Source organism: Streptomyces sp. NPDC057280 (assembly GCF_042668605.1).
In the GTDB taxonomy this organism is placed as follows: domain Bacteria; phylum Actinomycetota; class Actinomycetes; order Streptomycetales; family Streptomycetaceae; genus Streptomyces.
Map to the genome: position 1 here is coordinate 688207 of NZ_JBHUYR010000003.1, position 24287 is coordinate 712493.

Below are 24287 nucleotides of genomic sequence, written 5' to 3' on the forward strand. Positions count from 1 at the left end.
GCACCCATGGACAACTGGCGGAAGTCGTCCTACTCAGGCCCCGACGATGGCAACGCCTGCGTGGAAATCGCCACCACCCCCACCCGCGTAGCAGTCCGCGACTCCAAAACCCCCACCCGAGCCATGCTCACCTTCCCCACCCCCACCTTCACCCTCTTCATGGAAGCCCTGGCTCACGAAAACACGCTGGCGCAGCCCCGCATCGCCGTGTGAGGCTCCGCCCATGGGCAACTCCAAGGCGTATCCGGTCCTCCGTACCACCGACGCGGCTACGGCATACACGCAGGCCAAACGCCTCGTAGGGCTGCTGGAGGAGATCGGGGACGAGGTGTGGCTCATGGTGGAGCTGCACACGGTCGCGGAGGTACGCCGGATGGCGGAGGTACTTCCGCAGGGCCCGTACGACTACCTGGAGGCTCGCAGGGACCCGGCGACCGGCGACTACCTCCGCTTCGAGGCGGATGTGACGACGGCGGACCTTGTGACGCTGGAGGAAGCGCTGCCCCTGAACATCTCGGAGGAATTCCCGCGAGGGGATGTGGAGGACCGCTTCGTAGCGGCCCTCGGCGCAGGCATGGCGGCCATCGAGTGGCGCGGCAGATGGCCGGAGGACGAGGAGGCGGAGTGCCACGGGACGCCGAGGTACGACGGCGTCCAGGTCGTCTTCCACGGTGAGCATGCCCAGTGGGACAACTGGACCGACCACCACACCGTCTTCGTCCACACGGACAAGTGGGGCGACCTGCCGAGGGCCCGCAAGCTGGCGGCGTACCTCGGCAGTGAGGTGGTGGGGAGGCGCAGCCGGGTTGGTGAACGCCGGGGGCGAGGGCAGCGCGCACCAGGCAATGCCGCCGCCTACGCAGCGGCATCGGCTCCAGCGACGAACTCCACCTGCACACCACGCCGCAGCCCCCACCCCGCCATGGCACCGGCCTCGGCTTCCACGACATGCCGGGCCCGCACCCGAGGCAACCCCAACCGCCCGGGTTGCATGGTCCGTACGGCGATGACGACGAGCTCACGATCGAGGTAGGCGACATCGATGGGCATCCGCATCCGAAAGGTGTGCACGCTGTTGGCCGGCGACAGCAGCAGGGCCCCCTCAACAGCGTCGCGCCCCAACAACCCTTTGGTACGGGCCCGATAGGAGGCAGCGATCTCCAACGGAACGGAAACGCTCCCCGCCTCCCCCCGCACCACCAACGACCCCCGCCCATCCCGCAACCGCCGCCCCATGCCCGGGCCCCTCTCTCCAAACCCTGCAACTGACGTGCCCTGGATAGCGTCGCTTCACCCAAGAGAACACACACATCCCAGGGGGCCGAAGTGAACTGCCACCCCAAGAGCAGACCAGAGAGGCAGGGGCGCAAGCGACCTCGCCACTTCCTCCTTTGCTCATTCATAAGTGGAACAACCAGTTCGCCGCACGTTACGCAACCGTGACCGCTCAATCGAGGCTGGGTGCAGCCAATTTGGCCCCTTTCGCACCACTGGGTGGGCCGTTTCACCCTGGTGTCACCCCACCCCGCTGGATAGCGTTGGTTCGCTCAAGAGAAGCCTCGCCTCACCAGGAGCCGATCGTGAATCGCCGCCCCACCCTGATCGCAGCGCTCACGCTGACCGCCGCAGCGGCCCTGACGCTGTCCGCGTGCGGGAGCGATGACAGCTCCAAGAAGGACAACGACAAGATCGCGGGAGCCGACACCGGCGGCGACAAGTCGGCGTCACCGAGCCCCAGCGAGTCGGACACGTCCGGCCGGCCGAAGATCACGTTCCCGTCCGACGCCAAGAACGTCTTCGAGTACGAGAAGACCGGCAACGCGGCGAAGGACGCGGCTCTCGCCGACAGCACGCTGAGTGTCAACTCCGTGGACGAAGCGATCTTCGAAGCGAGCACGGGCACGAAGGCGCTCGGCTTCTACAACACGGGGAAGGCGCTGGAGTCGTCGATCACCTACGTGTTGGGGTACATCAACAAGAACCACACGTGGGTCGGAGAGACCCGGTACTTCGATTACAAGGTGACTCTCTCCGGGGGCAACGGAGCGTACGTCACCTACTGCTCCGACGAGAGCAAGTCCTTCATCAAGGACAAGAAGACTGGAAAGGTCAAGAACACGCCCACGACGGCGGACAGCTACGTGCTCTACAACACCAAGCTGACCAAGAACGCCGCAGGCGTGTGGCAGACCGCTAATGTCGCTTCGGATCGGGGGAGCAAGGCGTGCCAGCCGTAGCAAAGACCGCAAAGCTCGCGACTCTTCTAGCGCTTGTCTGCGTCACCACAATCGGAGCTCCTGCCGCATATGCGGGCGGGCGAGGAGAGGACGGCAATCGAACCGACACGGGGCAGAACGCCAACCTCGACGACAAAGGCAATCTCACCGTAACCGCCGGAGGCGTCGTCTTCGACCGTTCCAAGAACGGCAGCGGCACCTCCACCGGCGCCCTGACATCGAGCACCAACTGGTCCCCACCCCCTTGCTGGTACGCCCCGAAGTACACCCCGGAACAGCTCCAGAAGACCCTGGAGCCGATCTGGGAAGCCGAGTCGACCGGCTACGAGTGGGACGCCGCGCAGCGGAAGAAGTACAACGCGGACGACAAGGAAAAGGGCTTCAACAAGGACAAGACCGGCAAGGGCTATTGGTGGGACTCCTACGTCGACAAGAGCTACCCGCCCGGCTGGGACTCCTGCGACAAGGGACCTTTCTGGGTGGACACGGGCGACGCCCCGCCCGCCGAGTACGAGAACGCCGTCACCCCCGAGATCCTCGCTGAACTCGCCTACAACGAGATCCGCGTCCCCGGCACCAAGGTCACCCTGGCCCCCGCAGAGGCGACCAAGGTCAACCTCCCGACCTGGGCCTGGCTCAACGGCGCCGACTTCAAGCCGGTCTCGGTCACGGCCTCCGTCCCGGTGCTCGATCTCCAGGCGACCGCGACCGCGGAGCCGGTCTCACTGAAGATCGAACCCGGCACCGCCGATGCCGTGACGTACCCGGCATCCGGCGTCTGCGAGATCAACAACGGTCACATCGGCGAGCCGTACGCCAAGGGCAAGGCCGGCGAGACACCGGCCTGCGGAGTGAAGTACCTGCGTTCCTCCGGCGACGGCACGTACCCTCTCCGGGCCACGGTCACCTGGAAGATCACCTGGACCGGCACCGACGGCGCGGGCGGCGACCTGCCCGACGGCAACTTCGGCGCGACGCAGGATGTCGTCGTACAGGAGATCCAAGCCGTCAACCGCTGACGATCACGAGGTCCCACGGTCGGGCGATCACTCCCCTCGGGAGAGTGATCGCCCGACTTGTTGTGCAGGCGGCGTGGATAAAGTCCGTCACTCGCACACAGGGCGAGAGCTGGGAGCGGGCGGATGGCAGGACGGCTCGCCGTTGACGGCGACGAACTCTCCGACTTCATGCGGAAGCTGAGGAAGTCGACGACTTCGCTCGCGGGGGTTCGCAAGGCGTTGTCGGACGCCGGTGTACGGGGCCTCGGTACGGACGATCTCGACTCCGCGTGTGAGGACTTCCAGGACGACTGGAAGTACGGCGCTGAGGAGATCGGCAAGCAGACGGAGGACCTCGCCGAGATCATCGGCAAGAGCAGGGACAGCTATCGCGAGGTGGACAAGGCGCTGGAGGCGGCACTGGAGAAGGCCGCCCGGAAAGCGAAGCACGGGGGCGGGAAATGACCCTCACGCCCGGTGTCGAGGGAACTCGCTCGACCGACCCCCGCTACCGCCGGCACGACGGCGACCTCAAAAAGCCCCAGGGCCTGCAAACGACTTCTCCCGTCGCGAACCCGCACTACCCGCATCTGGGCTTCAACCCGGTGCCGGGCGACACGGAGACCGTCCGCGGGCTGCACAAGAAGCTCAACGATTGCGCCAAGACGCTCGAGAGCGCGCACGACTTGGTGACCAAGCTGCTCGACGGCAGCTACTGGGAGGGCGACGCGGCGGTCGCCTTCCGTGAACAACTCGATGGCGGACCACTGCCGTTGAACCTGAAGAACGCCGCCCATTCGATCCGCAAGGCAGCCAAGCAGCTCGTCCGCTGGGAAGGTGAACTCGACGACTACCAGCGGCGTGCCAGGAAGCTCGAAGAGGACGCGAAGGACGCCCGAGCGGCGGTCGACCGGGCGGAAGGACGGGCGACGGAAGCGGCGGACGACCCCCACCTGAAGGGGAAAGGAGCCGACAGCGATGCCGCACACAAGACGCTGACCCATGCCAACAGCGACGTGAAAGAAACCCAGGCGGAACTCGACAAAGTCATCGGCAGGGCGAAGAAGCTCGCCGAGGAACACGAGAGCACGGCCAGGCGTCGCGCGGGCAAGATCCGGGACGCGACGAAGAAGCTGGTCCCCCACGAACCGGGTTTCTTCGACGAGGCCCTCGACTGGCTGAGCGACAACTTGCCGGACATCCTGAGCTTCGTGGCGGGGGCGATCGCGGTGGGGGCGCTGCTGCTCTCGGGCCCACTGGGGTGGAGCCTGGCGACGATGGCGGCGCTCATGCTCGCGTCGTCGGCGATCAGCTTGACGGCTTTCACCTTGAGGATCTCGGACCCGGAGGTGCGTGCTTCGCTCTGGGAGGGGTTCACCAAGGGTGAGTTCGACGCCGACTTCTGGAGCAACGGGGTGTCGGTGGGCGCTGATCTCGCCGGGGCGCTGCCTGGACTGGGAGCCGCGCTCAAGGGAAGCGTCGAGGCGACACAGGCAATTCGAGCGGGTAGCGAGAGCTTGGGTTTCTGGCAGAAGGCGGCGGCCTACGGCTCGAAGACAGTCGACGAGGCCAAGACGATCAACAGTCTGGACAACCCGATGATCGCCCGCGCCGTACGCAGTTGCAGCAATCCGGAGAAGGCAGCCCGAGCCGTCGCGGCGACGTCCGGGCTGACCGGTGTGGGCACAGGCGGCTTCGGCTTGTACGACAAAGCGGTGGACGCGGACGCCAGCAAAGTGAAGGACGGAACCGTCGCAGGCATCGACGGCTCACGTCTCATCCTCGACAACGCCGGAATCTTCAGGTTGATCAGTCATGTCTTCTGAGGTTCTGGAGAACGGACGAAGGCCCATGAGCCCCGCTGACCATCCCACTGCGTGGGATCACCCACCCACCCGTCGCGCCTGGGCAGCGCATATGGCCATGAACGTCATCGGCCTTGTCGGTTGGATCGGCGGTTGGATTGCGCTGCTCGGCCTCTCGCTCCAGACTCCCGGCTGGGCGGTCTGGGTCTGCATGCCGTACTTCATCTACGGGGCATACCGAGCCGTAACCCAATTCCGCTACTTCGGACCGGCGCTGTGGATGCTACGTATCCTGCGCACGTACCCGTGGCAGGTCACGTCCGATGTCCGACACGGGCTGACCAAGCGGCCGGAGGTACTCGGCCGCCAGTACGGCTGGTTCGAACTTCCCAATCCCGCCCGCGCGGACCATCGGCTGCCGCTCGTCTTCGCCGAACACTTCCGCACCGGGTGGTGGAGCCGCCGTATGGCGCCGCGTGCCAAGCCGCACCTGAAGGCCGAGATCGGAACGGTCTGGTTCGCAGGCGATCCGCGCTTCGTGGGGCTGATCGCTGCGCCCGCTTCGAAGAGCACGGCTCCTCGCAGACTTCACATCCTCGAGCAGAAGACCGACGTACGCAGCGGCCAACGCTTCGCTGACTGGGGCGCCACGCCCGCGGACATCGAGCGCGGCCGACAAGCCGGCGTGACACCGGCCCATCCCTGAACTCTGCGGAGAGCCTTCCTGTGACCGCCCCTGCGATCCTTCTGCACGAGTCCCTCAACGACCCCCTCGCGGAGCTCTGGTTCGCCGAACCCGTCGGCTTCACTGCCTTGCCTCTCGATGCCCTGCTCCCGGCTCCGGATTCCGCGGCCGTAGACGGCTTGCGGGCAGCCACTGCTCCTCTGCTGGACTCGGCACCTGACGACCTTGCTCGCCAACAGTTCATCGCCCACATTGCGACGGGGCAGCGGATGCTGGCCGCGCTTCGCGACGTGGGGATGGTCCACTGCGCAATCGGCCTGCACCGTGATGACGTGCAGGAGGCGGACGTAGGCGGCCGCCTCCTCCTGCTCTCTTTCTTCACCATCTCCTGGTGCGAGTCGAACGTTGCCCCGCGTGGCGTCACCGCGGCCCGGGCGGTCACGTCTGCCGAGGGACACACCGATGTCGAGTTCCTCGAGCTGCCCTGTGGGCCAGCGGCTTTGAGCGAGAGGATGGTGCGACCGTCGGATGCGGCGGGCTTGGTACCGCAGTCGCTTCTGCAGATCCATGCGCATGTGCCGCATCCTGACTGCCGCCGCCTGGCCGTGCTGACCCTGAGCACTACGGCTGTCGCCCGTCGCAGTGAGTACCGCGTCATCCTCAGACAGATCGCGGAGACGGTGCGCTTCGAGCGGCCGGTGGAATTCGAGGAGGCGGGGGCCGGTGCGTAAAGAAGTTGTCCACTCTCCGGTCTATGGGTAGGAAGGTCACCATGACCGCACTCGGCGCAGTCTTCCGCCCCCAGCTACCCCCCGAGCGCCTCCGCGACATCGCCCGCCTCGCCGACGCGTCCGCTCTCGATGAGCTCTGGCTCTGGGAGGACTGCTTCAGAGAAGGTGGGATTTCCACGGCCGCCGCCGCGCTCGCCTGGACCGAGCGGGTCAAGGTCGGGGTCGGGTTGCTTCCCGTGCCGTTGCGGAACGTTGCCATCACCGCCATGGAAGTCGCCTCGCTGCACCGCATGTTCCCCGGGCGGGCCGTCGTCGGGATCGGGCATGGGGTGCAGGACTGGATGGGGCAGGTCGGGGCGCGGGTCGAGTCGCCGGTGACGCTGCTGCGGGAGCATCTCGTCGCGCTGCGGGCGTTGTTGAGAGGAGAGCGCGTCAGTACCGAGGGGCGCTACGTCCGTCTCGACGACGTCGGCCTCGACTGGCCGCCCGCCACCCCCGTACCCGTCCTCGCCGGCGCCACCGGCCCCCGTACCCTCCGCCTCACCGGCGAAGCCGCCGACGGGACCATCCTCACCGCCTCCACCACCGCCGACGGAGTACGACGGGCACGGCAACTCATCGACGAGGGGCGGGAGGCTGCGCTGCGCAGCGGGGCCCACCTCACCGAGTCCCACCGTGTCGTCGTCTACCTCCTCACCGCCACCGGGCCCGACGCCGCCCGGCGTCTGCGCGCTGAACTCGGCGACGAAGGGCTCCAGGACGTGCCCGACCTCGGTGTCGCAGGCGACGCCGGTGCCGTCGCCAAGGCCGTGCAGCGGCTCGCGGAGGCCGGCGCCGACGCCGTCATCCTCCAGCCGACCGGCGACGAACCCGACCCGGAGGGTTTCGTACGGTTCGCCGCCGAGGAAGTCCGGCCCCTCGTGCCGTGACATGCGGTGAGGGGTTTCGTCGTCAGTCAACCTCGGAGAGGCCCTCGCCTCGAGCGCGACGCCGATGTTCTACGCCCTCGTCACCCGCACGGCCGGACCGTCACCCCCGCGGATGATCCCCCGTAGCCCCGTCGATCAACTCCCGCACCACATCCATATGTCCCGCATGCCGAGCCGTCTCCTCGATCATGTGGACCAGGACCCAGCGCAGGGACACCTCGTGGTCACGCCACGACGGGCGGCCCAGCCCCTCCAGGGGGAGCCGCGTGATCACCGCATCCGACGCGGCTCTCGCGCGGCCGTAGAACTCGACGATCTGTGCCGTCGTCTCGCCCTGGTCGGCCCGCATGTCCTCCTCCTTGTACGGGTCGAACCAGAACTCCTCGACCTCGCCGCCGAACGTCTCCGCGAACCAGCCGTACTCCACCGACGCCAGGTGCTTGACCAGGCCCAGCAGGCTTGTCCCCGAAGGGGTCATCGGGCAGCGCAGCTGCTCGTCGTCCAGCCCCTCCAGCTTCCACAGCACCGCGTCCCGATGCCGGTCCAGGCTCGCCCGCAGCGTGTCCTTCTCGCTGCCGCGGTACGGCATACCGGCCGCCGTGTCCTCCATGTCCCCTGCGTCCCCTGTGACCTCAGCATTCGTCATGCCGGAAAATTAGCAGCGCCCACTGACATCACCCTGGGACGATCAACCGCATGCCCGACAACCATCGAACTCCCCCCTCCGACTCCACCTTCGAAGACCTCGTCGCCGAAGGCGCCGCCGTCCCCACCGCCGGCTGGGACTTCTCCTGGTTCGAGGGGCGGGCCACCGAGGCGCGGCCCTCGTGGGGATACGCCACCGCCATGGCCGCCCGGCTCGCCGGCGCGACCGCCGCCCTCGACATCCAGACCGGGGGAGGAGAGGTGCTCGACTTCGCCCTCTCCCATGTCGAGCCGAAGGCCCCCGTCCTCGCCGTCGCCACCGAAGGCTGGCCGCCGAACGTCGCCAAGGCCACCGCCCTGCTCCGCCCCCGCGGGGTCGCCGTCGTCGCCGCCCCCGAGGACGCGCCGCTGCCGTTCGCCGACGAGGCCTTCGACCTGGTCACCAGCCGGCATCCGGTGAGCCCCAACTGGCCGGAGATCGCGCGCGTACTGCGGCCCGGCGGGACCTATTTCGCCCAACACGTGGGCGCCCGTAGCGTGTTCGAGCTGGTCGAGCACTTCCTCGGGCCTCGCCCGGACGAGCAGAGCGGCGCCGCCCGCCACCCCGAGCGGGAGCGCGCCGGTGCCGAGGCCGCAGGTCTGGAGATCGTCGACCTGCGCTCCGAACGGCTCCGGATGGAGTTCTACGACATCGCCGCCGTCGTCCACTTCCTGCGCAAGGTGGTGTGGATGGTCCCGGACTTCACCGTCGAGAAGTACGAGCCCCAGCTCCGGTCCCTGCACGAGCGCATCGAGACCGAGGGGCCCTTCGTCGCCCACAGCACCCGCCATCTCTTCGACGCGCGCAAGCCCCAGCCCGCCTGACGCCGAGCGCCGAGTGCCTTGCGGGTCGCCCCCGGACGCAGAAGTGGCCAAGAAGCGCCGGTCGAGTCGGCGTACGGCCCGGCCTCCCAGGATCGCAAATCGGGCAATCGGTGCATCCAAGGCTGATTCCCCCTTCACTTCCATGGGATTCACGGGTTTTCCACATCGTTATCACTGTCAGCTCGCTTCTCACCTTCTTCTCACGTAAGTTCAGACCAAGGTAATTCGCGCAAGCAAAGCTGCGCGGGGTGGCACCGCGCGGCGGAGGGGGCTGCGCGGTGCCCTGCCTTGCAGCTCGTGGCGTTGATCGGGTCCGTCAAGGGTGAGTGCGGGGGTGGGGTCACCCGCGTGGGGGATGCGAAGAGGGTGCGTCGGCGTGGCGCCGGAAGCGTTCTGGGGCCTCCGGATCTCACCGTGACTCACACGTTTGCCCTGGGATTCCGCTGTGTTCCGGCCATGAGTCCGCCGTGAATGGGGTGTTTCGCGGCCAGCGGGCCGTCGCCGCGCGACTCCGGAGAGTAGTTGTGGCATGCCGATGCACGCAGCATCACTTACGAAGGGTTATGGTGGAAACCCCCCCTCGGGCCGGTCCGTCTCCCCCCCACGGACCGGCCCGTTTTTTCATGTCTCGACTTCCTGCTGCGAGTGCCTCGGCGTCCTGGTGCGAGTGCCTCGGCGTTCTGGTGTGCGCCTCGACTTCCTCGCTGCCGCTGCCGCTGCCGCTGCCGCTGCCGCTGCCTCGGCTTCCTTCCTGCGACTGCCTGGGACGTCCCCGCCGCGAGCCCCGCCCCGCCCTCTGGTGTGTGCCTCGACTTCCTTGCTGCCGCTCCCGCTGCCTCGGCCCCCTCCCTGCGGCTGCCTCGCACGTCCCCGCCGCGAGCCCCGCCCCGCCCTCGTTCCGGCCCGCCGAAGCGACCGCCACCTCGCCCCTCCCGCCACGGTCCTGCCCCTCGCCGCACTCTCGCCCCCTTCCGCCGGCGCGACCACCGTTCTCACCCCTCCCGCCCTCACCCCTCCCGCCGACGCGCCCGCCGCTCCCCCTTCCCCGCCCCGCCTCCTCTCGCCCCCGCCCACCCCTCCGCCCACCCCCGCATTCGACCCGCGCTCCAGCGTCCCTCCACCATCCCGGTAGGCTTCCGCCCGCGGGGACCGTATCTGTACGGAGGGGCTGACAATCACGTGAACCTGCGCGACAAGCTGCGCGGCCTGCTGGTCAGGCTCTACGCACGCCGGGTGGAAGGCCACCTGGACCACGCTCAGGTGCCCAAGCACATCGGCGTCATCATGGACGGCAACCGCCGCTGGGCGAAGGCCTCCGGCTCCAGTACCGTGCACGGCCACCGGGCGGGCGCCGAGAAGATCGAGGAGTTCCTCGGCTGGTGCTCCGAGACGGACGTCGAAGTCGTCACGCTGTGGCTGCTGTCGACGGACAACTTCGACCGGGCGCAGGAGGAACTCGGGCCGCTGCTCGGCATCATCGAGGACGTCGTCCGCACGCTCGCGGCGGACGGACGCTGGCGGGTGCACCACGTCGGGACCCCCGACCTGCTGCCCTCCCCGATGCAGGTGGCGCTGAAGGAGGCCGAGGAGGCCACGGCCCACGTCGACGGGATACTCGTCAACGTCGCCATCGGCTACGGCGGCCGCCAGGAGATCGTCGACGCGATGCGCTCGATGATGCTGGACGCCGCCGACAAGGGCACCTCGCTGGAGGAGCTCGCCGAGTCCGTCACCATCGACGCGATCGGCCGGCACCTCTACACCGGCGACCAGCCCGACCCCGACCTCGTCATCCGCACCAGCGGCGAACAGCGCCTGTCCGGATTCATGCTGTGGCAGACGGCCCACTCCGAGTACTACTTCTGTGAGGTCTTCTGGCCGGCCTTCCGCAAGGTCGACTTCCTGCGCGCCCTGCGCGACTACGCGGCCCGCCATCGACGTTACGGCGGCTGAGGCCGCGCCGTATCCGTGGGCGCACGACGGCCCCCTGAAGGCGTCACGGGTACCCCCTTTGGTGCGGAAGTAACAAGGAGTTCACCAGCGCGCCGTCATATGCGCTGGCATGGCACCGCATGTTCGAGGGCATAAGCCAGACAGGTCGATGCCCGAACCACGGGTGTCGGATCCTCAGCGGGCGGCACGGGGCCGTCCGCCCGGGAGGCCCTTTGCACCAGCCCGATCGTGCGGTTGCCGCACGGACGAACAGGCGGAGGGCCGGTTCCCGGCCCGTGCAAGCGGGCCGTCGACCGGTCCAGCTCCACTCCGTCGCTCCCCGACCTCATCCGAGGGGGTACGTCCTTCCGTGGTGACCAGCACAAAGCGCCGTATGCCTGACCGGCGCACCTATGTTCTCGACACCAGCGTTCTGCTGGCCGACCCGAACGCCCTGAGCCGCTTCGACGAGCACGAGGTCGTGCTCCCCATCGTCGTGGTGACGGAGTTGGAGGCCAAGCGGCACCATCCCGAACTCGGCTACTTCGCCCGGCAGGCCCTGCGCCTGCTCGACGAGTTCCGGGTCAGGCACGGTCGCCTCGACGCCCCCATCCCGATCGGGGAACTCGGCGGCACCGTCCGTGTCGAGCTCAACCACTCGGACCCCAGCGTTCTGCCGACCGGCTACCGCCTGGGGGACAACGACTCCCGTATCCTCGCGGTCGCCCGCAATCTGCAGGCCGAGGGGTTCGACGTCACCGTCGTGTCGAAGGACCTCCCGCTCAGGATCAAGGCGTCCTCGGTCGGTCTCCTCGCCGAGGAGTACCGCGCCGAACTCGCCATCACGGACTCCTCCGGCTGGACCGGAATGTCCGAACTGACCCTGCCGGGCGACCAGGTGGACATCCTCTTCGAGGAAGGGCACGTGTATGTGCCCGAGGCCGCCGAACTGCCGGTGCACACAGGGCTGACCCTGCACTCCGAGCGCGGCAAGGCGCTCGGCCGGGTCACCGCCGAGGGCAACATCCGGCTGGTGCGCGGCGACCGGGAGGCGTTCGGCATCAAGGGGAGGAGTGCGGAGCAGCGGATCGCGCTCGATCTGCTCCTCGACCCGGACGTCGGGATCGTGTCCATGGGCGGCCGGGCCGGCACCGGCAAGTCGGCGCTCGCGCTCTGCGCGGGCCTGGAGGCGGTGTTGGAGCGCCGCCAGCACCAGAAGGTCATGGTCTTCCGTCCGCTGTACGCGGTCGGCGGGCAGGAGCTCGGTTATCTGCCGGGTTCCGAGGCCGAGAAGATGAGCCCCTGGGCGCAGGCGGTCTTCGACACGCTGTCCGCGGTCACCAGCCGCGAGGTCATCGAGGAGGTCACCGCGCGCGGGATGCTCGAGGTCCTGCCGCTCACCCACATCCGCGGGCGCTCGCTGCACGACGCGTTCGTGATCGTGGACGAGGCCCAGTCGCTGGAACGGAATGTGCTTCTCACCGTTCTGTCCCGGATCGGCGCCAACTCACGGGTGGTTCTCACCCATGACGTGGCCCAGCGGGACAACCTGCGAGTGGGGCGGTACGACGGTGTCGTCGCCGTCGTGGAGAAGCTGAAGGGGCACCCGCTCTTCGCCCACGTCACGCTGACGCGGTCCGAGAGGTCCCAGATTGCCGCCCTTGTGACCGAAATGCTGGAGGACGGCCAAATCTGAGGTAGTACCCGCCAGTTGGCGCCGTCCGGAAAGGCCAAGAGCCTAGCCGGGCGGCGCCTTCGCGTGTGGTGGTTTCTCGGAATCCCCAGGGACAAACGGGATGTGAGCTTTCACACGCAACTCAGAATTGCCACTCGGCGTCCGGTTACGGCAGAGTCTCACTCCTGTCAGGCCCCGCATACGACACACCTGTACCGCCAGCGGTACGGCACCACAGCAACACCAGCTTCAACTCCATAGTCGACGTCGTATGCCGCCCGAGCACCACGCGGCGCCTCCCGCACGGGAGTTGCCCACCGGGCCCGTACCTCCCGTGACCCAGCAGTGGGGAGGTCAGCGTCAGGGGCAAGATTGCGTCCGCCAGGGTCACCGAAGCGGACGACGCTGGAAGGAAACCGTGTGAGTCCGATTTCGGTCCGGGGATTCGCAGTGGCCTCTGCCACCGCGGTCACCGCTGTCGGAAGCGTCGTAGGCGTTGCCTCGGGCAGCACCGCGCAGACGAACGACGCCGAGGCGACAGCAGCCGAGACGACGCTCCTCGCGGACATACCCGCGGGCCAGCAGGCCCAGGTGCAGACCGCGTCGCTGACGCAGCAGGCCAATGTCCAGGCCATTCAGGCGGACGCGAGCGCCAAGAAGGACGCCGAGGAATCGGCCCGCAAGGCTGCTGCCAAGTCGGCGATCGAGAAGAAGGAAGCCGCCGAGAAGGCGGCGAAGGAAGCCAAGGAGCGCGCCGAGGCCAAGACGGCCGCGTCCCGGTCCGCGTCCAGCTTCCCGGTGCAGAGCTCCTACTCGGTCGCGCAGATCCAGGCGATGGCGCGCCAGATGGTGCCGAGCGGCCAGTTCCAGTGCTTCAGCAACATCGTGGACCACGAGTCCGGCTGGAACTACCGCGCTGTCAACGCCTCCTCCGGTGCCTACGGTCTCTTCCAGGCGCTGCCGGGTTCCAAGATGTCGTCGGTCGGCGCCGACTGGCAGACCAACCCGGCCACCCAGATCAAGTGGGGCCTCAACTACATGGACAGCCGCTACGGCAGCCCGTGCGAGGCGTGGTCCTTCTGGCAGGCGAACCACTGGTACTAGGCGCTCCGCCCCCAGGGCGTGCGCTCAACCCCGCGAAGCCTCTCACCGTCCTTTCGGTGAGGGGCTTTCGCCGTTCTCCGGCGACGCCTGTACGGTCGGAGCCGACGACTCCGGGGGGAGTGGTGGGGACAAGCGGGGGAAGAGGACGGATCATGTCGCGAGTGCCACGGTGGCTCGGTCGGGTGGGTGCCGGACTGAGTGAGATGGGTGAGCGGTTGGACGAGCGCCGCGCGGAGGTCGAGCGCGAGGAGGCCGAGGCCGACGCGCCGCCGTCGCCATCCCAGGATGTCCCGGAGGACCGCCCCCAGCCCCTCGCCGAGCACGTGACCGTCGTACCGCAGCGCCCGGACCCCGCGCAGGCCGTGCCGTGGGGCGTGCGGGTCGCCGCCGAGGCCGGGTGGCGGCTGCTGGTGCTCGCGGGCACCGTCTGGGTGCTGATGCGGGTCATCAGCGCCGTCCAGCTCGTCGTCCTCGCCTTCACGGTGGCCCTGCTCATCACGGCGCTGCTCCAGCCGACCGTGGCCCGGCTGAAGCGGTACGGCGTGCCGCGCGGCCTGGCCACCGCGCTCACCGCGATCTTCGGCTTCGTCGTCCTCGGGCTGCTCGGCTGGTTCGTGACCTGGCAGGTCATGGAGAACATCGACGATCTCTCCGACCAGATCCAGAACGGCATCGACGATCTGCGCGACTGGCTGCTGAAGAGCCCCTTCCACGTCACCGAGAAGCAGATCAACCAGATCTCCAAGAACCTCGCGGACGCGGTCGGCGCCAACACCGACCAGATCACCTCGGCGGGCCTGGAGGGCGTCCAGGTCGTGGTGGAGGCGCTGACCGGCATCCTGCTGACGTTCTTCTCCACCCTGTTCCTGCTGTACGACGGCCGGCGCATCTGGGAGTGGACGCTGAAGCTGGTCCCGGCGGCGGCGCGGCCGGGTGTCGCGGGCGCGGGTCCCCGGGCCTGGCGGACGCTGACGGCCTATGTGCGCGGCACGGTGATAGTGGCCCTGATCGACGCCATCTTCATCGGTCTCGGCATCTACTTCCTCGACGTGCCCATGGCCGTGCCGCTCGCCGTCTTCATCTTCCTGTTCGCCTTCATCCCGCTCGTCGGCGCGGTGGTGTCGGGCGCGCTGGCGGTGGTCGTGGCGCTGGTGACGCAGGGCGTGTTCACGGCGGTGATGACGCTGGCGGTGGTGCTCGCGGTGCAGCAGATCGAGGGCCACATCCTGCAGCCGTTCATCCTGGGCCGCGCGGTGCGGGTGCACCCGCTGGCGGTGGTGCTGTCGGTCGCGGCGGGCGGCATGGTGGCCGGGATCGGCGGCGCGGTCGTCGCGGTGCCGCTGGTCGCGGTGACCAACACGGTGGTCGGCTATCTGCGGGCGTACGCACACGAGACGGCGACGCCGGCGCCACCCGCCCCCGCGGTGGCCCGGAACGCCGAAGGTCTGGGGGCAGCGCCCCCGGACCCGGGTGAAGGGGAAGCGGCCGCTACTCGGCCAGAACCGCCTCAGCCTCCAGCGTCACACTGACCGCCTGGACCACCGACGCGATCTTGAACGCCTCCTGGACGACCTCGCGCTCCAGGCCCGCCTTGCGCAGGACCTGCTCGTGGGAGTCCAGGCACATGCCGCAGCCGTTGATCGCGGACACCGCGAAGGACCACAGTTCGAAGTCGACCTTGTCGACGCCCGGGTTGCCGATGACGTTCATCCGCAGACCGGCGCGCAGGTTGCCGTACTCGTGGTCGGAGAGCAGGTGGCGGGTGCGGTAGAAGACGTTGTTCATCGCCATCACCGCGGCCGCCGCCTTGGCCGCCTGGTACGCCTCGGGCGACAGGTTCGCCTCGGCCTCCGGCGCCAGCTCGCGCAGCACGATCGGGGAGCGGGAGGCGATCGCGGTCGCCAGCACCGTGCCCCACAGCTGCTGGGCCGGGAGGTCCGAATTGCCGATGACCGAGCCGAGGTTGAGCTTCAGGTCCTTGGCGTAGTCCGGTATGCGGGACTTGAGGGAGTCGAGGGACATCTCAGGTCACTCCCCGGCGAGCAGCTTGCCCGCGTCCAGGGTCTCGTCGCCCTTGGTCCAGTTGCACGGGCAGAGCTCGTCCGTCTGGAGCGCGTCGAGGACCCGCAGGACCTCCTTGGGGTTACGGCCGACCGAGCCCGCGGTCACCATGGAGAACTGGATCTCGTTGTTCTGGTCCACGATGAACACCGCGCGCTTGGCGAAGCCGTCCTCGCCCTCGATGCCCAGGTCGCGCATCAGCTCGCGCTTGGTGTCGGCCAGCATCGGGAAGGGCAGGTCGCGCAGGTCGTCGTGGTCCTTGCGCCAGGCGTGGTGGACGTACTCGGAGTCGCCGGAGAAGCCGAGGATCTGCGCGTCGCGGTCGGCGAACTCCTCGTTCAGCTTGCCGAAGGCGGCGATCTCCGTCGGGCACACGAACGTGAAGTCGGCGGGCCATGCGAACACGACCTTCCACTTGCCCTCGTAGGACTTGTGGCTGATCGTCTCGAACTCCTTGCCCTTCTCCAGCGAGACGCAGGCGGTCAGTTCGAACGCGGGGAACTTGTCACCGACAGTGAGCACAAACTCTCCTTGCAGCGAGGAAAGAGCCCTCTCGTGAAGGGCCTTTCCCGTGGGTTGGACGGGAGTGATGTTTCCACAAGGTGCATTGATTGCGGAAATCGCTACACTTGGGCGTGTTGATCGAGAGGAGCTATCAGTGACCGTGAGTAGCGTCGGGGCCAAGAGGCGTCAGCCGAGCCTCGCCCAGCTGCGGGCCTTCGCCGCCGTCGCCGAGCACCTCCACTTCCGGGACGCCGCCGCCGCGATCGGCATGAGCCAACCCGCCCTGTCCGGTGCCGTGTCGGCGCTGGAGGAGACCCTCGGGGTCACACTGCTGGAGCGCACCACCCGCAAGGTGCTCCTCTCGCCCGCCGGCGAGCGGCTCGCCGTACGGGCCAAGGCGGTGCTGGAGGAGGTCGGGGCGCTCATGGAGGAGGCCGAGGCGGTACGAGCCCCCTTCACCGGCGTCCTGCGGCTCGGTGTCATCCCCACCGTCGCGCCGTATCTCCTGCCCACCGTCCTCAAGCTCGTCCACGACCGCTATCCGCACCTCGACCTCCAGGTCCACGAGGAGCAGACCACCAGCCTCGTCGACGGCCTCCTCACCGGCCGCCTCGACCTGCTGCTGCTCGCCGTCCCGCTCGGGGTGCCCGGGGTCGTCGAACTCCCGCTCTTCGACGAGGACTTCGTGCTCGTCACGCCCCTCGGTCATCCGCTCGGCGGGCGCGCGGGCATTCCGCGCGAGGCGCTCAAGGAGCTCAACCTGCTCCTCCTCGACGAGGGGCACTGCCTGCGCGACCAGGCGCTCGACATCTGCCGCGAGGCCGGACGCGCCGACGCCCCCGTCACCACCACGGCCGCCGGGCTCGCCACGCTCGTCCAACTCGTCGCCGGCGGGCTCGGGGTGACCCTGCTGCCGCGGACCGCCGTCAGGGTCGAGACCTCCCGCAGCGACCAGCTCCTGACCGGCTCCTTCGCCGAGCCCGCCCCGGCCCGCCGGGTCGCCCTCGCCATGCGCACGGGCGCGGCCCGCGGCGCGGAGTACCGCGAACTGGCCGGCGCCCTGCGGCAAGCGCTGCGGCCACTGCCCGTCCGGGTGCTCGACCGACCGGAGAATCTCGCCTGAGAATCGTTCAAATGACCGCCGAACAAAGAGGATTGTGCGGCGCCGGATTTCAATTTCCGTCAGGTGGAGGCAGGTAGGAAACCTCCCCCCGACATATGCCCTACGGCTGATACACCTACCCCCCTCAGTGCTACGCGCCAGGCGTATGTACGAAATTGCCAGGGGGAGTGATGGCGGGCATGCGGTACTCCCTTGACCGCGTCGGCTACGACCTTCTGGCACACGCCCTGCACCGGTGCGGGCGCGAGGAGTTCAGCGGTCAGCTGCGGGTGGCGGGGGCGCCCGGCGGCACCCTTCATCTGCGGGCCGGGCTGGTCGTGGGCGCCGAGAGCCCCGGAGCGCCCGGCCCGGAGACGCTCCTGCTGCGCTCCGGGCGGGTCAGCGGTGAGCAATGGGCCGACGTCGTACGGGAGTCGGGCGGCGAGCGCTGGCCCGCGACCGGGCTGATCGCCCGCGGCCACACCGGAGCCGCCCAGCTCAGGGTCGTCTGCGTGATGGCGCTGTACGACGCGGCCTTCGCGATCGTCGCAGGCAGGGTGCACGGCTGTGAACGCGTCGCCGAGGCCGAGCCGTTCGCCACCGTCGCCGTGGGGGAGACCTGCGTACGGCTGCTCCAGGACGCCACCCGCCGGCTCGCCGCCCTCGCGACCCTGCCGTACCCGCTGCGCCCCGACCATGAGCGCCCGGTCCCCGCCCCCGGCGTGGACCCCGGCCCGCTCAGCCCCCTGCAACGCGCCCTCATCGACCAGGCCGACGGCCGCAGCACCGCCCGTGACCTGGCCTTCCGCACCGGACGCGGGGTCTACACGGTGACCGTCGAGATGGCCCGGATGCTCGCCGACGGGCTGCTGGAGTGCCCGGAGGCACCCGTCCCCATCCCGGTCCGCCCGCCCCCCGACGGCCAGGGCGTCCGGCAGCGGAAACCGGAGCCGGCCGCGCCGAGAGCCGCCGCGCCGCCCGGCAGCGCCGTACCGCCCGCCGTGCCCGACGAACTGCCCCGCAGACGTCCCGGTGCCAGCGGTATCGCCGAAGCACTTGCCCCGGAGAGGACCGGAGCGAGCTGGAAAGGGTTTTTCCGCCTGCGAAACGGAGCCCCGAAATGAAGAAGCCGATCAGATGTGAACAGGAATAGGGGAGTTGATTGCATGGATCGCGAAGCACTGGCCCTGGAAATGCGGGGACTGCGGGAACAGGTGACCGGTATCACCGACACCGCGGTCGCCGCGGCCGACGGGCTGCTCATCGCGGCCGACACCGCCGACTCGATCGACCCGGACGGCCTCGCCGCCCTTGCCGCCGCCGGTCTCGGCCTCGCGCGCCGCACCGTCGGCGCGACCGACCGCGGCACCCTGCGCCGCACGGTGACCTACGGCAGCCACGGCTGTGCCGCCTTCTACGCCGTCGGCGACACCGCGCTCATGGTCGTGATCGGTGACGAGGGCATGGACGTGGACAGGCTGCACCGGGCCACTCAGCCGGCCCTGGACCGTATCGACACGATCCTGAGCGCGCCCGCCGAGAAGGCGGCGGAAGGAGTCTGAAGGGATGGCGACGAAGCGTATGACCCCCGGTTTCTCCGACCAGGTGATGGGCCTGGTCAAGTCTCTCCGCACCGACGCCCCGGACTGTGTCGCGGCGGGCGTGGTCGACATGTCCACGGGCATGCTGCTGTCGTACGAGACGGTCGACAACCACCCGCCCGAGGTCCTGGACCTGCTGGCGGGCGCGACCCTCGACCTGTTCCAGGGCCGCACGGTCGTGATGATCGAGGACGTCTTCAAGGAGCGGCGCGGGATCAGCAGCGACAACCACTTCTTCCAGGAGATCCTCGTCAACAGCGAGAACCTCACCCACCTGTTCGTGCGGCTGACCGAACAGCAGGACGTGGTGGCCGTGGTGGTGTGCCGTAAGTCGGTGAATGTGGGCATGCTGTTCGCCCAGGTCAGGCGGGTGGTGCGGGAGTACAGCCTCTGAACGCGCGAAAGGGGCCCTCCCGTTCGGAAGGGCCCCTTGCCTCGCCTCACTCCGTGCGCAGACCGTCCGGCCGCATCAGCCGCAGCAGCGGCGGCAGGCTGAGCAGGGTGACGGCGAGGACGACCCCCGCGCCCGCACCCGTCATCTGCAGCACGCTTCCCCAGTCCACGGACACCGGGGTGTCCGTCATCTTCAGCAGGACCACGCCGAGCGTCAGCCCCACCGTCGCGGCCAGCACCAGCCCGAGGCCGATCGGGATCGCCGTCTGCCACAGTACCGACAGGCTCAGCGTGGAGCGCCGGGTGCCGAAGGCGATCAGCGACGACAGCAGCTTCTTGCGTTCCCGCAGCTGCTCCAGCTGGGAGACCAGCAGGCTCGCGCCGATCAGCAGCAGCACACAGGTGGCGCCGATGAACAGGCCGCCGCGGATGGCGGCGTAGTTCTTGTCGCGCACGCTGGAGACGAACTCGATGGGTTCGTTGTACGGGTCGAGGACCGCCCCCGTGTTGCGGACGTGCTCCAGGGCGTCCGGCACGGCGTCGTCGAGCCGCAGATACAGCTCGCCGGTGAGCAGCCGGTCGGCTCCGGCGGGCAGCGCCGAGGGCGTCAGCAGGAAGCCCGCGCGGCCGACCCGCTCCGCGTCGGCGGTGCCCTGAACGGTGATGAGACGGTCCGGGACGGTCCAGGCGACCGGTTTCGTCGTCTCGTCGTCGTCGGAGTCGTCGAACCAGAGCTTGCTGCCGCTCTTGACCATTTTCTTCGTGTCGTAGGCGTAGTCGCCGGCCTGCAGGACGAACACGTCGCCGTCCCGGCAGGAGGGCAGCTTCGCCATCTTGCGCAGCGAGGCGCAGGTGCCGACGGACACCGGGGCGAAGTTCTGCGGGTCGGTACGGGTGTTGCCGAGGTACCCCTCGGAGATGTCGTAGACGTAGTCGACGCCCCGGGTCGCCGCGTACTTCTCCTTGGCCGTGGACACCGGGCTCCCCGCGGGCACGTCCACGGCGATCTGGGCGCCGGCGACCTTCTCCGTCTTCTGCTCCGTGTACTGGCCGTCGACCCCCGCGAACAGCATCTGCAGGGCGATCGCGCCGGCCACCGCCACCGCGATGCCGTTGACCATGCGGGCCGCCGTACCACTGCTCAACTGGAGCCTGCGCACAGCCAGTTGCCAGGCCACCGGGCCCACGCCGAGCCGGGCGACCACGGCCTCGACGACCCACGGCAGCAGCGCGGTGACGCCGACCAGCAGCAGCATGACGCCGCCGATGGTGAGGTACTGGTTGAAGTTCCCGTTCTCACGGCCCTGGCCGATCATCGGGTAGAGCATCGCGAGCCCGCCCAGCGGCAGCAGCAGCCGCCACCACAGCCTGCGGCGTGAGGGCTTCGCCGTACGCACCACACCGAGCGGCTCGATGACGACCCCGCGCAGCGCGAACTGCGTGACCAGCACGGCGGCCGCGGGCACCGCGAACGCGACCAGCAGGGCCAGCAACGGGGAGGGGTTGAGATAGCTCGGGAAGAAGCTGTAGTCGAACACCTCGACCGAGCCCGCGATCTGACGGCCGATCAGGAAGAACCCGGCCCCCAGGACCAGCCCGACCAGGGCCCCGGCCATCGCCTCGCCCGCGGCGACCCGCCGGGTCATCCGGGCGTCGGAGCCGACCAGCCGGAGCGCGGCGAGCCGCCGGTCGCGCCGCTCGCCGCCGAACCGCACGGCCGCCGCGATGAACACGGCGACGGGCGTCAGCAGCACCGCGAAGACGACCAGGATCAGCAGGATCAGCACCGGGTCCAGGGGATCCGAGGGCTGCTGCGGGGCGCCGAACCGCTTGATGCGGTCCACGCTGCCGCCGTCGATCTTCGGTGCGAGGTTCTCGGCGCCCCGGTAGAAGGCGAGTTCGGCCGAGCCGATCAGCCCGCTCTCCCCGATGGTCCCGACGATCCGGTCCGGCAGCCGCTCCCGCAGCAGCCTCCCGTCGTCGGATTCCAGGAGCTTCTTCAGCGCCGGCGAGACCACCATCTCGCCCGGTGCGGGGAAGGCCGAGACGCCCGGCGGCAGCGGTGCCTCGGGCCCCTCGGGCTCCAGCTCCCGGCCCCGCACGTTCTTGTCGTGGTAGGTCGTGGTGATGGCCCCGACCACGAGGGTGTCGTCCGCCTTCTTCAGCCTGGTCGCGCTGAACGACATGTCGGAGCGCGCCGTCTCCCGCGCGTCACGCGTCGCCATGGCGTTCGGGATCGCGGTCGTCAGCAGCAGCAGCGCCACCCCGAGCCCGACCCCGACGGCGGTCAGCAGGACCCGGGTCCAGCCCTCGCGCCCGCCGGCGAACGCGAATCTGACCCCCATCCCGAGGTCGCGTGCCCACTGCCTCATACGGCCCGCTCCATGTCCCGGGACTTGCCGTCGCGTACGACGATCTCGCGGTCGGAGTAGGCCGCCACCCGCGCCTCGTGGGTGACGAGGACGACGGCCGCGTTGGTGGACCGCGCGGCCTCCGTGAGCAGTTCCATCACCCGCTCGCCGTTGAGCGAGTCGAGCGCGCCGGTCGGTTCGTCGGCGAACAGCACCCGCGGGTTGGTCACCAACGCCCGGGCGACGGCGACGCGTTGGCCCTGGCCGCCGGAGACCTCACCGGGCCGCTTCTTCCTCAGGTCGTCGACCTCGAGCCGTTCCATCCAGCCGAGCGCGGTCTTCTCGGCCTCCTTGCGGGAGGTGCCGTTCAGCCGCAGCGGCAGGGCGACGTTCTCCACGCACGTCAACTCGGGGACGAGCTGGCCGAACTGGAAGACGAACCCGAACTCCGAGCGCCGCAGAGCGCTGCGCTGGGCGTCGTTCATCGTCGCCATCTCGTGCCCGTTGTACAGGATCGAGCCCGAGTCGGGCGTCACGATCCCGGCGAGACAGTGCAGCAGCGTCGACTTGCCGGACCCGGAGGGGCCCATCACGGCGACGACCTCACCGGGGTGGATGGAGAACTCGGCGCCGTCGAGCGCCACGGTCGGGCCGTACGCCTTGTGCAGGCCGTCGGCCACGAGCAGGGAACCGGCAGGAGTCACTGGGCCACCACCTGGGCGAGCTTGTCGAGGCGCGCGGCGGTCAGCTCCAGCCAGCGCAGGTCGGCTTCGAGATGGAACAGGGCGTGGTCGCAGATGAGCTGGTCCGCGAGATCGCCCTTGCGCTTGCGGTCGGTGAGGATCCGCATCATCCGCAGATGCTCCGAACGCTGGGAGTCGAGGATGTCGGCCGCGTTACGGTGCGTGAGCAGCGCGAGGACGACCTTGGTGTAGAGCGTCGACTGCAGATAGGGCTCGGGCTTCTCGGGCGTGGCGAGCCACCGCTGTACGTCGGTGACGCCGGCCTCGGTGATCGCGTACCGCTTGCGCTCGGGGCCGCCGCCGGGCTCGATGCCGTCGACCTCGACGAGGCCGTTCTTCAGCAGCCGCGACATCGTCGAGTAGACCTGGCCGTAGTGCAGCGGCCGGTCGTGACCGAACTTCTCGTCGAAGGCCCGCTTCAGGTCGTAGCCGTGGCGGGGCCCGGACTCCAGGAGTCCCAGGAGGGTGTGACCGATGGACATGGGGAGGACTGTACACACGGCGTATACCCGGTGTGTATACGCGGAGTGTGTAGATGGCTGCGCGAGGTATGAAGGGGCAGGTGGGAGCCGATTGTCACGGTTCTGCTACTGCGTCGGCGGGCGTCCCCGGCGCGGGATCGGCTTGGCCTCGCCCGGCAGCCGGCCGGCGTCCGCGAGGGCCTTGCGCAGCAGGAACTCGATCTGCGCGTTCGCCGACCTGAGCTCGTCCCCGGCCCACCGGGCCAGCGCCTCGTACACCGACGGGTCCAGCCGCAGCAGCACCTGCTTGCGCTGCTGCGGCCGCCGCGCCTTCGGCGTGGACTCCTCCTGGGGATCCGTCACTGGTAGAGCGTCCCGGTGTTGAGGACGGGCTGGGCCGCGCGGTCCCCGCACAGCACCACCATCAGGTTGGAGACCATGGCCGCCTTCCGTTCGTCGTCCAGTTCGACGATGTCCTGCTCGCTGATCCGGGCGAGCGCCGCCTCCACCATGCCCACCGCGCCGTCCACGATCTGCCGCCGCGCCGCGACGATCGCGCCCGCCTGCTGCCGCTGGAGCATCGCCGAGGCGATCTCGGGAGCGTACGCGAGATGCGTGAAGCGGGACTCGATGATCTCCACACCGGCCGCCTCCACGCGCGCGTGGAGTTCGAGGGCGAGCTTCTCGGTGATCTCCTCGGCGTTGCCGCGCAGCGAGAGGCCGCCCTCCTCGTGGGCGTCGTAGGGGTACTCGATGGCGATGTGCCGCACGGCCGCCTCGGTCTGCGTCGACACGAACTCGATGTAGTCGTCCACCTCGAAGGTGGCCTGCGCGGTGTCCTCGACCCGCCACACCACGACCGCGGCGAGCTCGATCGGGTTGCCGTAGGCGTCGTTGACCTTCAGGACCGCCGTCTCGTGGTTGCGGACCCGGGTGGAGATCTTGGTGCGCGAGGTGAAGGGGTTCACCCAGCGCAGACCGTCCTGCCGGATCGTCCCCCGGTAGCGCCCGAAGAGCTGCACGACCCGCGCCTCGCCCGGCGCCACCGTGTTCAGCCCGCACATGGCGAGGAAGGCGGCGAGAGCGATCAGGATGCCGCCGACGATGAGCGCCGCCTTCCCGCCGGTCGCCGGCACCGCCGTGGCGCCCGCGATCATTCCGGCGCCGGCGAACAGCCCCAGCAGGCCGAGGAGCAGGGCGAGCCCGCCGCCGATGCTGTGCGCGGTGAACTCCCGCACGCGCGGGGCGGGCATCTCGGGTACGTCGGCCGTGGTCGTGTCGTGCGTGGTCATGGGTTCCCCCGGTTCCTCTGGCTGTCTAGCTTGGGTCTATCTAAGTGATATCACTTTTCTCGCCGAGGGCAACCCTTCACGCGCTTCGCACGTCGGTTCCATAGGGACGGGTGCTGATTGTCACGTCCGCAAAAGACCGGATCGGCAGCCCTTTGCCGTATGCCCCGGTGTTAG

26 protein-coding genes are annotated in these 24287 nt (G+C 69.0%); 17 read left to right on the forward strand and 9 right to left on the reverse strand.

The features are described from left to right. Positions 1-6 precede the first annotated feature (6 nt). Positions 7-213: a DUF397 domain-containing protein gene (locus tag ACFUO4_RS21700; RefSeq protein WP_383487072.1), complete on the forward strand. Its 207-nt coding sequence runs from the start codon at positions 7-9 to the stop codon at positions 211-213. A 642-nt stretch (positions 214-855) separates the two neighbouring features. Here ACFUO4_RS21700 and ACFUO4_RS21705 read toward each other — a convergent pair. Further along, entirely contained in the window at positions 856-1236 is a 381-nt protein-coding gene (locus ACFUO4_RS21705) for a DUF192 domain-containing protein (protein WP_383487075.1), read from the reverse strand. A 341-nt stretch (positions 1237-1577) separates the two neighbouring features. On the opposite strand from ACFUO4_RS21705, the gene ACFUO4_RS21710 reads away from it, so the two are divergent. From ACFUO4_RS21710 to ACFUO4_RS21740, 7 genes are all read left to right on the forward strand, one after another. Next, entirely contained in the window at positions 1578-2237 is a 660-nt protein-coding gene (locus ACFUO4_RS21710; protein ID WP_128112064.1) for a hypothetical protein, read from the forward strand. Continuing rightward, complete coding sequence (locus ACFUO4_RS21715) at positions 2225-3256, forward strand: hypothetical protein (RefSeq protein WP_383487078.1); 1032 nt, start codon at positions 2225-2227, stop codon at positions 3254-3256. The genes ACFUO4_RS21710 and ACFUO4_RS21715 overlap by 13 nt, the downstream gene beginning before the upstream one ends. Before the next feature lie 123 nt (positions 3257-3379). Continuing rightward, positions 3380-3700, forward strand: a complete 321-nt coding sequence (locus ACFUO4_RS21720; protein WP_079308032.1) for a hypothetical protein — start codon at positions 3380-3382, stop codon at positions 3698-3700. Further along, entirely contained in the window at positions 3697-5061 is a 1365-nt protein-coding gene (locus tag ACFUO4_RS21725; RefSeq protein ID WP_383487081.1) for a hypothetical protein, read from the forward strand. Before ACFUO4_RS21720 ends, ACFUO4_RS21725 begins: the two co-directional genes overlap by 4 nt. A 97-nt stretch (positions 5062-5158) precedes the next feature. Next, the gene (locus ACFUO4_RS21730) at positions 5159-5746 is read left to right on the forward strand and encodes a hypothetical protein (protein ID WP_128112059.1); all 588 of its coding nucleotides are present in this window, start codon (positions 5159-5161) and stop codon (positions 5744-5746) included. 20 nt (positions 5747-5766) lie between these two features. After that, positions 5767-6456 (forward strand): hypothetical protein, encoded by a 690-nt coding sequence (locus ACFUO4_RS21735; RefSeq protein WP_383487084.1) that lies wholly within the window; start codon positions 5767-5769, stop codon positions 6454-6456. A gap of 41 nt (positions 6457-6497) precedes the next feature. Continuing rightward, complete coding sequence (locus ACFUO4_RS21740; protein WP_383487087.1) at positions 6498-7385, forward strand: LLM class flavin-dependent oxidoreductase; 888 nt, start codon at positions 6498-6500, stop codon at positions 7383-7385. A 100-nt stretch (positions 7386-7485) separates the two neighbouring features. Here the strand turns inward: ACFUO4_RS21740 and ACFUO4_RS21745 are convergent, their stop codons facing one another. Continuing rightward, entirely contained in the window at positions 7486-8031 is a 546-nt protein-coding gene (locus ACFUO4_RS21745; RefSeq protein ID WP_383487090.1) for a DinB family protein, read from the reverse strand. A gap of 50 nt (positions 8032-8081) precedes the next feature. Between ACFUO4_RS21745 and ACFUO4_RS21750 the strand changes: the two genes are divergently transcribed. The 5 genes from ACFUO4_RS21750 (at position 8082) to ACFUO4_RS21770 (ending at position 15134) form a co-directional block, all read left to right on the forward strand. Continuing rightward, on the forward strand, positions 8082-8894 hold the full coding sequence (locus tag ACFUO4_RS21750; RefSeq protein ID WP_383487093.1) for a class I SAM-dependent methyltransferase: 813 nt from the start codon (positions 8082-8084) through the stop codon (positions 8892-8894). 1179 nt (positions 8895-10073) lie between these two features. Beyond that, positions 10074-10847, forward strand: a complete 774-nt coding sequence (locus ACFUO4_RS21755; protein WP_079308044.1) for an isoprenyl transferase — start codon at positions 10074-10076, stop codon at positions 10845-10847. 349 nt (positions 10848-11196) lie between these two features. Next, complete coding sequence (locus tag ACFUO4_RS21760) at positions 11197-12522, forward strand: PhoH family protein (RefSeq protein WP_079308048.1); 1326 nt, start codon at positions 11197-11199, stop codon at positions 12520-12522. 399 nt (positions 12523-12921) lie between these two features. After that, entirely contained in the window at positions 12922-13605 is a 684-nt protein-coding gene (locus ACFUO4_RS21765; RefSeq protein ID WP_383487098.1) for a lytic transglycosylase domain-containing protein, read from the forward strand. A gap of 152 nt (positions 13606-13757) precedes the next feature. Further along, complete coding sequence (locus tag ACFUO4_RS21770) at positions 13758-15134, forward strand: AI-2E family transporter (protein WP_383487101.1); 1377 nt, start codon at positions 13758-13760, stop codon at positions 15132-15134. Here ACFUO4_RS21770 and ACFUO4_RS21775 read toward each other — a convergent pair. Continuing rightward, positions 15094-15627 carry an alkyl hydroperoxide reductase gene (locus ACFUO4_RS21775; RefSeq protein WP_059192583.1) on the reverse strand — a complete coding sequence of 178 codons (534 nt, stop codon included), beginning with the start codon at positions 15625-15627 and terminating at the stop codon, positions 15094-15096. The genes ACFUO4_RS21770 and ACFUO4_RS21775 overlap by 41 nt on opposite strands. A gap of 6 nt (positions 15628-15633) precedes the next feature. Further along, complete coding sequence (locus ACFUO4_RS21780) at positions 15634-16188, reverse strand: peroxiredoxin (protein ID WP_079308052.1); 555 nt, start codon at positions 16186-16188, stop codon at positions 15634-15636. Positions 16189-16324: 136 nt separating this feature from the next. On the opposite strand from ACFUO4_RS21780, the gene ACFUO4_RS21785 reads away from it, so the two are divergent. From ACFUO4_RS21785 to ACFUO4_RS21800, 4 genes are all read left to right on the forward strand, one after another. Next, on the forward strand, positions 16325-17293 hold the full coding sequence (locus ACFUO4_RS21785) for a LysR substrate-binding domain-containing protein (RefSeq protein ID WP_383487104.1): 969 nt from the start codon (positions 16325-16327) through the stop codon (positions 17291-17293). A gap of 179 nt (positions 17294-17472) precedes the next feature. Next, on the forward strand, positions 17473-18396 hold the full coding sequence (locus ACFUO4_RS21790; RefSeq protein WP_383487107.1) for a MarR family transcriptional regulator: 924 nt from the start codon (positions 17473-17475) through the stop codon (positions 18394-18396). Positions 18397-18438: 42 nt separating this feature from the next. Next, positions 18439-18834, forward strand: a complete 396-nt coding sequence (locus tag ACFUO4_RS21795) for a roadblock/LC7 domain-containing protein (RefSeq protein ID WP_179143314.1) — start codon at positions 18439-18441, stop codon at positions 18832-18834. Between the two features lie 4 nt (positions 18835-18838). Next, complete coding sequence (locus ACFUO4_RS21800; RefSeq protein ID WP_079308056.1) at positions 18839-19267, forward strand: hypothetical protein; 429 nt, start codon at positions 18839-18841, stop codon at positions 19265-19267. 46 nt (positions 19268-19313) lie between these two features. On the opposite strand, the gene ACFUO4_RS21805 is transcribed toward ACFUO4_RS21800, so the two are convergent. From ACFUO4_RS21805 to ACFUO4_RS21825, 5 genes are all read right to left on the reverse strand, one after another. Beyond that, entirely contained in the window at positions 19314-21638 is a 2325-nt protein-coding gene (locus ACFUO4_RS21805; RefSeq protein WP_383487112.1) for an ABC transporter permease, read from the reverse strand. Continuing rightward, positions 21635-22321, reverse strand: a complete 687-nt coding sequence (locus tag ACFUO4_RS21810) for an ABC transporter ATP-binding protein (protein ID WP_079308060.1) — start codon at positions 22319-22321, stop codon at positions 21635-21637. The genes ACFUO4_RS21805 and ACFUO4_RS21810 overlap by 4 nt, the downstream gene beginning before the upstream one ends. Continuing rightward, entirely contained in the window at positions 22318-22842 is a 525-nt protein-coding gene (locus tag ACFUO4_RS21815) for a PadR family transcriptional regulator (RefSeq protein ID WP_383487116.1), read from the reverse strand. The genes ACFUO4_RS21810 and ACFUO4_RS21815 overlap by 4 nt, the downstream gene beginning before the upstream one ends. A 105-nt stretch (positions 22843-22947) precedes the next feature. Next, positions 22948-23184, reverse strand: coding sequence for a hypothetical protein (locus tag ACFUO4_RS21820; protein WP_059192575.1), 237 nt, complete (start codon positions 23182-23184; stop codon positions 22948-22950). Continuing rightward, positions 23181-24113, reverse strand: a complete 933-nt coding sequence (locus tag ACFUO4_RS21825) for an SPFH domain-containing protein (protein WP_079308062.1) — start codon at positions 24111-24113, stop codon at positions 23181-23183. Before ACFUO4_RS21825 ends, ACFUO4_RS21820 begins: the two co-directional genes overlap by 4 nt. Positions 24114-24287 lie beyond the last annotated feature (174 nt).

Bases quoted from the DNA above. Each gene is read 5' to 3' on its own strand.
- ACFUO4_RS21700 (WP_383487072.1), top strand. From the start codon at position 7: ATGGACAACTGGCGGAAGTCGTCCTACTCAGGCCCCGACGATGGCAAC.
- ACFUO4_RS21775 (WP_059192583.1), bottom strand. From the start codon at position 15,627: ATGTCCCTCGACTCCCTCAAGTCCCGCATACCGGACTACGCCAAGGAC.
- ACFUO4_RS21750 (WP_383487093.1), top strand. From the start codon at position 8,082: ATGCCCGACAACCATCGAACTCCCCCCTCCGACTCCACCTTCGAAGAC.
- ACFUO4_RS21720 (WP_079308032.1), top strand. From the start codon at position 3,380: ATGGCAGGACGGCTCGCCGTTGACGGCGACGAACTCTCCGACTTCATG.
- ACFUO4_RS21770 (WP_383487101.1), top strand. From the start codon at position 13,758: ATGTCGCGAGTGCCACGGTGGCTCGGTCGGGTGGGTGCCGGACTGAGT.
- ACFUO4_RS21745 (WP_383487090.1), bottom strand. From the start codon at position 8,031: ATGACGAATGCTGAGGTCACAGGGGACGCAGGGGACATGGAGGACACG.
- ACFUO4_RS21825 (WP_079308062.1), bottom strand. From the start codon at position 24,113: ATGACCACGCACGACACGACCACGGCCGACGTACCCGAGATGCCCGCC.
- ACFUO4_RS21790 (WP_383487107.1), top strand. From the start codon at position 17,473: ATGCGGTACTCCCTTGACCGCGTCGGCTACGACCTTCTGGCACACGCC.
- ACFUO4_RS21705 (WP_383487075.1), bottom strand. From the start codon at position 1,236: ATGGGGCGGCGGTTGCGGGATGGGCGGGGGTCGTTGGTGGTGCGGGGG.
- ACFUO4_RS21725 (WP_383487081.1), top strand. From the start codon at position 3,697: ATGACCCTCACGCCCGGTGTCGAGGGAACTCGCTCGACCGACCCCCGC.
- ACFUO4_RS21740 (WP_383487087.1), top strand. From the start codon at position 6,498: ATGACCGCACTCGGCGCAGTCTTCCGCCCCCAGCTACCCCCCGAGCGC.
- ACFUO4_RS21805 (WP_383487112.1), bottom strand. From the start codon at position 21,638: ATGAGGCAGTGGGCACGCGACCTCGGGATGGGGGTCAGATTCGCGTTC.
- ACFUO4_RS21815 (WP_383487116.1), bottom strand. From the start codon at position 22,842: ATGTCCATCGGTCACACCCTCCTGGGACTCCTGGAGTCCGGGCCCCGC.
- ACFUO4_RS21800 (WP_079308056.1), top strand. From the start codon at position 18,839: ATGGCGACGAAGCGTATGACCCCCGGTTTCTCCGACCAGGTGATGGGC.
- ACFUO4_RS21795 (WP_179143314.1), top strand. From the start codon at position 18,439: ATGGATCGCGAAGCACTGGCCCTGGAAATGCGGGGACTGCGGGAACAG.
- ACFUO4_RS21730 (WP_128112059.1), top strand. From the start codon at position 5,159: ATGAACGTCATCGGCCTTGTCGGTTGGATCGGCGGTTGGATTGCGCTG.